The sequence below is a fragment of the Achromobacter sp. ACM01 genome (genome assembly GCF_014851745.1).
GTDB classification, from domain to species: domain Bacteria; phylum Pseudomonadota; class Gammaproteobacteria; order Burkholderiales; family Burkholderiaceae_B; genus Achromobacter; species Achromobacter aegrifaciens.
Window position 1 is genome coordinate 158,749 of sequence record NZ_JACVAF010000009.1, and the last position, 9,711, is coordinate 168,459.

Sequence of the window (9,711 nt, forward strand, 5' to 3'; positions counted from 1 at the left end):
CGCCGCCCAGGGATTTCCCCTAGACGCATCCTGCCGCCATGACAGGACGACGACAGACGCCGGCTCCTAAGATGCCCGCAAGCTGGACACGGATCCCGCTCCAACCACAAGACTCATCGGAGACACACCCATGCTTGCCAAGTCCCAACTGGCGGCCGCCTGCGCCGCTGCATTCGCCCTTGCCGCCGGCAGCGCCTTTGCGCAGCAAGTGCCGGCCGGCTACCCGGCCGACTACCAGAAGATCCTGGAAGGCGCCAAGAAGGAAGGCAAGGTCGTCATCTATTCGACCACCGATACCAAGGCCGCTGGCCCCGTCATCAAGGGCTTCGAAGCGCTGTATCCGGGCATCAAGGTCGAATACAACGACATGAACAGCACCGAGCTCTACAACCGCTACATCAGCGAGCAGGCGGCGGGCGGCACCAGCGGCGACGTCGTCTGGAGCTCGTCGATGGACTCGGCGCTGAAGCTGGCCAGCGACTACGCGCTGCAGTACAAGTCGCCGGAAGTCGGCAAGCTGCCGGCCTGGGCAGTGTGGAAAGATTCGGCCTACGGCACCACCTATGAACCGGCCGTGTTCATCTACAACAAGCGCCTGATCCCCGCCGCCGAGGTGCCCACCACGCACGGCGCGCTGGCCAAGCTGATCGCCAGCCAGCCGGACAAGTTCAAGAACAAGGTCACCACCTACGACATCGAGAAGTCGGCCGTGGGCTTCATGCTGGCGGTGCAGGACAAGGTCAACGACCCCAAGTACTTTGAAACGCTCAAGGGCATCGCCGCGGGCGGCCTGATCGTGCAGTCGTCCACCGGCACCATGATGGAACGCGTGTCCTCCGGCGAAAACCTGATCGGCTACAACATCCTGGGCTCCTACGCCGAAACGCGCGCCAAGAGCGACCCGTCGCTGGGCGTGGCCTACCCGACCGACTACGCGCTGGTCCTGTCGCGCGTGGCCTTCATCAGCAAGAAGGCCAAGAACCGCAACGCCGCCAAGCTGTGGATGGACTACATGCTGTCGCAGAAAGGCCAGACCATCCTGGCGAACCAGGCCGACCTGGCCTCCGTGCGCGACGACATCGAAGGCGACAACGATGTGGACGGCATGACCAAGAAGCTGGGCGCCTCGCTCAAGCCGATTCCGGTCAACGAAACGCTGCTGGACTACCTGGAACAGAACAAGCGCCTGCAGTTCATCAAGGACTGGCGCGCCGCGGCTGGCAAGTAATGCCGCGCAGCCCGGAGCCACGGTTCCGGGCCGCCTCGCGCGTAGGGGACGGCGGCGCGCCGCAGTCCCCCTGACCGCCGCCGGGGCGGTCGCCCCCGACCCGGCCGCGCGACCTTCGCGCCATTCAAGAACACAGGATTCCCCATGCAGTCATTGCGCTCGAAATGGCAGTCCCTGCCCCGCGGCGTGGTGGTGCTGATCACGGCGTTGGCCATCTACGTGCCGCTGTCGTTCATCATCATCCAGAGCTTTCTGTCCGCGCCCTTTTTCACGCCGTCCAAGACCTTCAGCCTGGACGCGTTCCGCTTCATCTTCGCGGACCCCGATTTCTACAAGGCCCTGAAAAGCGGCTTCATCCTGGCCTTCGGCCTGGCCGTCATCGCCATCCCGCTGGGCGGCATGCTGGCCTTCCTGATGATACGCACGGACCTGCCCGGCCGCCGCTGGATCGAGCCGCTGATCCTGGTGCCGGTGTTCGTGTCTCCCATGGTGCTGGGCTTCGGCTATGTGGTCGCCGCGGGCCCGGTGGGCTTTTTCTCGACCTGGGCGCAAAACATCCTGGGCTTCGTGCCCTGGAACGTCTATTCGCTGACCAGCATCGTCATCATCGCCGGCCTGACTCACGTGCCGCACGCCTACCTGTATATCTCGTCGGCGCTGCGCAGCATGGGTTCCGATGTCGAGGAAGCCGCGCGCGTGTCCGGCGCCTCGCCGCTGCGCGTGATGGTGTCGGTCAGCCTGCCCATGGTGCGTCCGGCCATGCTGTACGCCACCGTGCTGCTGTTCTTCCTGGGGCTGGAGGTGTTCGGCCTGGTGCTGGTGCTGGGCGATCCCGAAGGCAACCTGGTGCTGGCGACCTATCTGTACAAGCTCACCAACAAGCTGGGCATCCCGTCCTATCACCTGATGGCCGCCGTGGCCGTGGTGCTGATCTGCATGACGATCCCGCTGGTGATGCTGCAGCGCCGCCTGATGCGCACCGCCAACCGCTTTGTCACGGTCAAGGGCAAGGCCTCGCGCGCCCGTGCCCTGCCGCTGGGCAAGTGGCGCTGGGTGGCCGGCGGCGTGGTGGCGTTCTGGCTGCTGGTGACCATCGTGGTGCCGCTGTTGGGCGTGCTGCTGCGCGCCTTCGTGTCCAACTGGGGCATGGGCGTGTCGTTGTTCGACGTGCTGTCGCTGGACGCGTTCCGCACCGTGTTCTCGCAGCCCAACCTGATGCGCGCCATCGTCAACTCGGTGGCCATCGGTGTGTTCGGCGGCGCGCTGGCCGTGTTCTGCTACATGTTTGTGGGCCTGGCCATGCACCGCAAGCCGGACAACGTCACGCGCTTCATGGACTACAGCGTGCTGGTGCCGCGCGCGGTGCCGGGCCTCCTGGCCGGTCTGGCGTTCCTGTGGGTGTTCCTGTTCGTGCCGATGTGGCTGGACAACGCCCTGGACGAAGGCGGCTGGCTGTCGGCCCTGCCCTTCGCGGAATGGCTGCGCGAGAACTTCATCGAATGGCTGCGCGCCATGCGCAGCACCATCTTCAGCGTGTGGCTGGCCTACACGGTGGTGTGGATGGCCTATGGCCTGCGGCTGATCTCCTCGACCCTGCTGCAAGTGGGCCCCGAGCTGGAAGAAGCCGCCCGCAGCGCCGGCGCGCGCCGCGGCCAGGTCACCCGCCACGTCACGGTGCCGCTGGCCAAGTACGGCCTGATCGGTTCCTGGCTGCTGATGTTCCTGATCTTCGAGCGCGAGTATTCCACCGGCGTCTACCTGCTGTCGCCCGGCACCGAAACCATCGGCTCCATGCTGGTGTCGCTGTGGGCCTCGGGCGCCATCGACATCGTGGCCGCGCTTTCCTTCATCAATATCGTTCTGGTCGTGATCGGCCTGGGCGTCGCCCTGCGATTCGGAGTCAAACTTCATGATTGAGCTTTCTGTAGAAGACCTGCACCTGGATTACGGCGACAACCCGGTGCTCAAGGGCGTGTCGATGCAGCTGCGCCAAGGCGAAGTGGTGTCGCTGCTGGGCCCTTCGGGCAGCGGCAAGACCACGCTGCTGCGCGCCGTGGCCGGCCTGGAAGGCCCCAAGCGCGGCCGCATCACCATCGGCGAACGCGTCGTCTATGACGGCGCGGCAAAGAAAGAGGTCCCGGCCGAGGAGCGCAACCTGGGCCTGGTGTTCCAGTCCTACGCGCTGTGGCCGCACAAGACCGTGTTCGAGAACGTGGCCTACCCGCTCAAGCTGCGCAAGGTGCCCGGCGCCGAGGTGCGCGAACGCGTGCAGGCCGTGCTGGACCAACTGGGCCTGGGCAAGCTGGGCCAGCGCCATCCGCACGCCCTGTCCGGCGGCCAGCAGCAGCGCGTGGCCATCGGCCGGGCGCTGGTGTACAGCCCGCCCGTCATCCTGCTGGACGAACCGCTGTCCAACCTGGACGCCAAACTGCGCGAGGAGGCCCGCGCCTTCCTGCGCGAGCTGATCATCCGACTCGGCCTGTCGGCCTTGATGGTGACCCATGACCAGAGCGAAGCGATGGCGATTTCGGACCGCATCCTGCTGCTGAACAACGGCAAGATCGAACAGCAGGGTACGCCGCAGGAAATGTACGGCTCCCCGTCCACCCTGTTCACCGCCGAATTCATGGGCAGCAACAACCGGCTGGACGGCAAGGTCACCGAGGTGCGCGACGGCCAGGCCCGCATCGAAGGGCGCGGCTGGTCGCTGTGGGGCAAGGCCAGCCCGGGGGTGGCCCAAGGCCAGGACGGCACCGCCGTGATTCGGGTGGAGCAGGTACGGCTGGCGGACGACCCCGACGGCAACCACGTCGACATGCCGCTCCTGACCAGCATGTATCTGGGCGACCGCTGGGAGTACCTGTTCCGCACCCCCGACGCCGACCCGGCCCATACCCTGGCCCTGCGCGCCTACGGTCCCGAAGGGCGCGAGCCCGGCCCTTGCCGGCTGTCGCTGCCCGCCAGCAAAGTCTGGGTCTTCCCCCGCACGGTCGGCTGAGGCGCCTGCTGGCTTGCGCCCCGGTCTGTTACAGACCCGGGGCCCAGGGCTTACGCGCGCCAGGCCTAGGCTTTCCGTGTGAGCCGCTACTGGCGCCCGGCAGACCTGGACTCGCTCTACAATGCGCAGGTGCAACGCCTCGCTGATTCCCCCTCCTCGCTGAGCCGTTACCTGCGGTGGCTGGGCGCACCCGCCCAGCATTACCTGCGCATCGGCATCGCGATATCGCTGTTGGTGCACGCCGGCGCCCTGGCGTGGCGCTTCGGCGCGCCCGCGCTCTCGCGCCCGCCGGCCACCAGCCTGGAAGTCGTGCTGCTCAATGCCCGCAGCGAGACGCCCCCGGAAACCCCGCGCGCGCAGGCCCAGAACCAGATGACCGGCGGCGGCAACGCCGAACGCGGCATGTCCACCACCCCGCTGCCCCGCACCGGCGAATCGGCCGAAACCATCGTGCTGGAGGCCATGCGGCGCCGCCAGGTGCAGCTGGAAGCCGAACAGACCCGCCTGATGACCCAGCTGCGCGCCGCTGACAAGGCTGGCGCCGAGCGCCAGGCCGTCAACCCCTGGCCCGACGGCGCCGACCTCGGCCGCGACGCCGAGGACCAGGCCAGCATCATCCAGAGCGCCCAGGTGGCCGCCCTGGCGGCGCGGGTCCAGCAATACAGCGCCGAACCGCGCAAGCAATTCGTCGCGCCTTCCGCCGAGGCCTCGCGCTACGCCGCCTACCTCGACGCCTGGCGCACCCGCATCGAAACGGTCGGCACCCAGCATTACCCGGACGAGGCCCGCGGCCGCATCTACGGATCCCTGCGCATCACGGTGTCGGTGCGCGCCGACGGCAGCATCGCCAACGTCGAGATCGACCAGCCTTCGCCGCATGCCGTGCTGAACCAGGCGGCCCGCCGCATCGTCCAGCTGGCCGCCCCCTTCCCGCCGTTCCCGCCCGATATCGCGCGCGACACGGACGTGCTGGTCATCACCCGCACCTGGCATTTCGTCAACGACACCCTGGAAACACAAGCCCCATGACCGAGGCGCTCCCTCTCGCCAGATACGCCGTCATCGGCAACCCCATCGCGCACAGCCGCTCGCCCCAGATCCACGCCATGTTTGCCGAACAGACCGGCAAGCCACTGCGCTACGAGCGCCTGCTGGCTCCGGTGGACGGCTTCGCCCAGGCGGTCGCCGCCTTCGTCGCCGAAGGCGGGCTGGGCCTGAACGTAACCGTGCCCTTCAAGCTGGACGCCTATGCCCTGGCTGCCGGCCGCCTGTCCAGCCGCGCCCGCCTCGCCGGCGCGGTCAACACCCTGTCCTGGCGCGACGGCGCCTGGCATGGCTGCAATACCGATGGCGTGGGCCTGGTGTCCGACCTGCTGCGCCTGGGCGTGCGCCTGACCGGGGCGTCCGTGCTGCTGGTCGGCGCGGGCGGCGCCGCCCGCGGCGTGCTGCAGCCGCTGGCCGAAGCCGGCTGCGCCCGCATCCATATCGTCAACCGCACCGCATCCAAGGCGGAAGAACTGGCCGCTTCCTGGCGCGAGAGCGGCGTGTCGCCGCAGACGGCGGTCACGGGCGGCAGCCTGGCGGACGCCGCCCTTGCCGGCGGCTGGAACCTGGTCATCAACGCCACCGCCAGCGGCCTGCAGAACGCCGTCCCGGACCTGCCCCCGGGCCTCTATGCGCCCGGCGCGGCCGCCTACGACATGATGTACGGCGCCCAGCCCACCGCCTTCATGCAACAGGCCCAAGCCGACGGCGCCGCACTTGCGGCCGACGGCCTGGGCATGCTGGTGGGTCAGGCGGCCGAGAGCTTCTACATCTGGCATGGCGTGCGTCCTGACCCCGCCCCCGTGCTGGCCGCGCTGCGCGAGGCGCTCAAGGCCGGGCAATAGACGGCATGGCGACGCGCAAGGGCCGCTCCTGGTTCCGGATCATCAGCGGCGCGCTGATGGCGCTGGTGTGCCTGGTGCTGCTCTATCAGTTCTGGCTGTTCGCCCAGGTGGTCTGGTACAACTACCGCCCCCCGGGCAGCAGCGCCATCATGCGCGAGGAACGATCCCGCCTGAGCGACGGCAACCCCGATTTCGAGCTGAAGTACGAATGGGTGCCCTACGACAAGATCAACCGCAACCTCAAGCGCGCGGTCGTGGCGTCCGAGGACTCCAACTTCACTGAACATGACGGCGTCGAATGGGACGCCATCCGCAAGGCCTGGGAATACAACCAGAAGCAACAGGAAGCCGGCCGCAGCAAGATGCGCGGCGGCTCCACCATCACCCAGCAGCTGGCCAAGAACCTGTTCCTGTCCAGCTCCCGCAGCTACATCCGCAAGGGCCAGGAACTCGTACTCACCTACATGATCGAACACGTCATGAGCAAGGAACGGATCCTGGAGCTGTATCTGAACGTGGCGGAATGGGGCGAAGGCGTGTTCGGCGCCCAGGCCGCCGCCAAGCACTATTTCAATACCTCCGCCGCCAACCTCGGGGCCAGCCAGTCGGCCCGGCTGGCGGCCATGCTGCCCAACCCGCGCTTCTATGACGCCCACCGCAATACCCGGTACCTGAACTCCCGGGTCGGCGTCCTGACGCGGCGGATGCAGATGGTCGACATCCCCTGACACGGATCCGGCCCTCCGGCCCCACCCTGAGCGGCGGGATTTGTTAAGCTTTCGGGTTTAGGCGTTCCTCCTTTTCTTCATGCGTACCGCACGTCGCTACCTGGCCCGCGAGATCTATCGCTCTTGCGCAGTGGTCCTCATGGCCCTGCTGGGCCTTTTCACGTTCTTCGCGCTGGTGGACGATCTGGACAACGTCGGCGACAAGTTCTCCATGATGGCCCTGCTGTACATGCAGGCCCTGGCGATCCCGACCCGTCTCTACGACCTGTTGCCCATCGGCCTGCTGATCGGCGCCATCCTGGCGCTGGCGGGGCTGGCCCAGCGCAACGAACTGGTCATCCTGCGGGTATCCGGCGTCAGCGGCATGAAGCTGCTGCGCATGCTCTGGATCGTCACGATCCCGCTGATGATAGGAGCGGGCCTACTGTCCGAGTACGTCACGCCCTGGGCCGAAATCAAATCCGGCGAGGCCAACCTGCTGTTCCGCGGCAAGGCCGGCGGCGACCGCCTCAAGAGCGGTTACTGGTTCAAGGAACCCACCGCCAACGGCGGCACCCGCATCATCAACATCGGCGAACTCAAGGGCGACGGGCAGGTCAACTCCGTGATCCTCTACGAATTCAAGAAAGACCAGACGCTGTCCGCCCTGTCAACCGCGCCGACCGGCCTGTTCACGCAGGGCGACCTGCTGCTCAAGGACGTCACCGAAACCCGGCTGGACGACGACGCCGCCGAGGCGCTGGCCAACGCGCGTCCGCCCAAGAACCCGCCCGCCACCGTGGTCAAGGTGCCCGAGCGCAATATCGACACCACGCTCAGCGCCGAGCGCCTGCTGGCCCGCGTGCTGACCCCTGAACGCATGTCCATCGCCACGCTGCTGGACTATGTGGACTATTTGCGCAACAACCAGCTGCAATATGGTCGACAGGTCGTCGCCTTGTGGCGCAAACTGGCGTATCCGTTCACCCTGCTGGTCATGATCACCATTGCCGCTCCCATCGGCTTGATGCAGACACGCCGCGGCGGCGTAGGCGCCAAGGTTTTCATCGGCATCCTGTTGGGCGTAGGCTTCTTCATGCTGAACCAGTTGGCCCTGAACGTGGGCATGCTGGGCAAATGGCCGGCCTGGCTGACCGCCCTGGGTCCGAACATCGGCGCCATGATCGTGGCGTTGGGCGCCATGGGCTACATGGAGTACCGCCACACCATCACGCGGATCGCGCAACAACGTTGGCCTTGGAGCAAAAGTCCCGCATGAACGGCAGTATCTGGATGATCGGCGACGTGCAGGGCTGCTGCTCGCCGCTGGATCGCTTGCTGTCCCACCCCGAACTGGTCGGCGACCCCCAGTCGCGCTTCTGGTTCGCCGGAGACCTGGTCAACCGCGGTCCCGAATCGCTGGAAACCCTGCGCCGCATCATCGACCTGGGCGACCGCGCGACCTCGGTGCTGGGCAACCATGACCTGCACCTGCTGGCCACCGCCGCGGGGGTACGCAAGCCGTCCAAATCGGACACGCTCGAGGACGTCCTGCGCGCGCCGGACGCGGCCGACCTGATCAACTGGCTGCGCTTTCGCCCGCTGGCCCACTTCGAACAGAACCACCTGCTGGTCCATGCCGGCACGCTGGCAAAATGGGACGTGGCCAAGACGCTGGCGCTGGCCGGCGAAGTCCAGGACGCCCTGCGCGGGCCGAACTGGCAGAAGGCGCTGCAAAAGATGTACGGCAACGAGCCGGCCACGTGGAAGGAAGACCACAAGGGCGGCAAGCGCATGCGGGTCATCATCAACGCGCTGACACGCATCCGCCTGTGCACGCCCAATGGCCACATGGAATTCGCCACCAAGGTGACGCCGGGCGCCTGGCCGACCGGCCTGGTACCTTGGTTCGACGTACCCAACCGCGCCACGCGGAACGTCACGACGGTGTTCGGGCACTGGTCTACGCTGGGGTTGCTGCAGCGGCCGGACGTGATCTGCCTGGATACGGGGTGCGTTTGGGGTGGGTCGCTGACGGCTTTGCGGTTGCAGGATCGGAGGCTGGTGCAGGTGAAGTGTTCGCAGTTTCAGGATCCGTTGTCGGAGTAGGGTTGAGGCTTGCTCCGTCGCACCGGGTGCTTCGTAGGCCGCCCGTCGGCGCGGGCGCCTGAGTGGCGGGCGCCCACGATTGCGGTCCGGAGCCTTCGCTCCGGACTGCCCCGTCGTCATCTTCGTCCAGGCCTTCGGCCTTCCCTTCAGATTCCCTCGGGCGCATCGAGGTTGCCCGCCACTCAGGCGCCCGCGCCGATGGGCTACTTGAATCTTGGACTGATGCGCTGCTAGAGCTGTGGTCAGGGACGATTCTTGGGCTGCCCGTCATTCTCGGCCGCGCGGGCGGCCGTGAATGACATACGTGATTTCTTGAATTTCGATTGTGTTCGCTTGCGCGAATGCGGCGAGTGGTTTGCTAATGGTCGCCAGCTCATGGGGAATGGGCGGTGATGGATGGCGCGCGGTGGCGAACTACTTGCGCATGCTGACCGTCACGCGCGCCACCCATCCGGCACTGACGTTGAAAGACGATTGTTGGCAAACCGACGCGCTTCAACTCCCCGCATACCCAAATTCACCAACCACCAGCGCGCAGCGCCAACACGCGACGCAAAACGCCGCGTAAGCCCCAAAAGGCCGCCCGCGCGGCCGGCCTGGGGCGGGCCCCGCAAGACACGCCCCAACCCACTAGCCGTGGCGAGAATGCCAAACACACCGACCGCCCCAGCGCCCGTGAAGATTCATACATCGGAGCCTGTCGCGTCGGCGGCCTGCGGGGCGCGGGGCGTCGATAAGCCCGAGGGAATCTGAAGGGAAGGCCGAAGGCCTGGACGAAGA

At 66.8% G+C, this 9,711-nt stretch carries 8 protein-coding genes; all 8 read left to right on the top strand.

Translation table 11 applies throughout. The features are described from left to right. Window positions 1–130: 130 nt before the first annotated feature. Window positions 131–1,228: an ABC transporter substrate-binding protein gene (locus tag IB268_RS29175; RefSeq protein ID WP_192355202.1), complete on the top strand. Its 1,098-nt coding sequence runs from the start codon at window positions 131–133 to the stop codon at window positions 1,226–1,228. A gap of 144 nt (window positions 1,229–1,372) precedes the next feature. Continuing rightward, window positions 1,373–3,145, top strand: coding sequence for an iron ABC transporter permease (locus IB268_RS29180; protein ID WP_054459000.1), 1,773 nt, complete (start codon window positions 1,373–1,375; stop codon window positions 3,143–3,145). After that, window positions 3,138–4,226, top strand: coding sequence for an ABC transporter ATP-binding protein (locus tag IB268_RS29185; protein WP_192355203.1), 1,089 nt, complete (start codon window positions 3,138–3,140; stop codon window positions 4,224–4,226). Before IB268_RS29180 ends, IB268_RS29185 begins: the two co-directional genes overlap by 8 nt. Before the next feature lie 129 nt (window positions 4,227–4,355). Next, on the top strand, window positions 4,356–5,255 hold the full coding sequence (locus tag IB268_RS29190) for a TonB family protein (protein WP_119450721.1): 900 nt from the start codon (window positions 4,356–4,358) through the stop codon (window positions 5,253–5,255). Beyond that, on the top strand, window positions 5,252–6,115 hold the full coding sequence (aroE, locus tag IB268_RS29195; protein ID WP_192355204.1) for a shikimate dehydrogenase: 864 nt from the start codon (window positions 5,252–5,254) through the stop codon (window positions 6,113–6,115). Before IB268_RS29190 ends, aroE begins: the two co-directional genes overlap by 4 nt. 5 nt (window positions 6,116–6,120) lie before the next feature. Then, the gene (gene mtgA / locus IB268_RS29200) at window positions 6,121–6,843 is read left to right on the top strand and encodes a monofunctional biosynthetic peptidoglycan transglycosylase (protein WP_054458994.1); all 723 of its coding nucleotides are present in this window, start codon (window positions 6,121–6,123) and stop codon (window positions 6,841–6,843) included. 79 nt (window positions 6,844–6,922) lie between these two features. Beyond that, the gene (lptG, locus tag IB268_RS29205; RefSeq protein WP_054458992.1) at window positions 6,923–8,101 is read left to right on the top strand and encodes an LPS export ABC transporter permease LptG; all 1,179 of its coding nucleotides are present in this window, start codon (window positions 6,923–6,925) and stop codon (window positions 8,099–8,101) included. After that, window positions 8,098–8,931 (top strand): symmetrical bis(5'-nucleosyl)-tetraphosphatase, encoded by an 834-nt coding sequence (locus tag IB268_RS29210; protein WP_054458990.1) that lies wholly within the window; start codon window positions 8,098–8,100, stop codon window positions 8,929–8,931. The genes lptG and IB268_RS29210 overlap by 4 nt, the downstream gene beginning before the upstream one ends. Window positions 8,932–9,711: the final 780 nt, after the last annotated feature.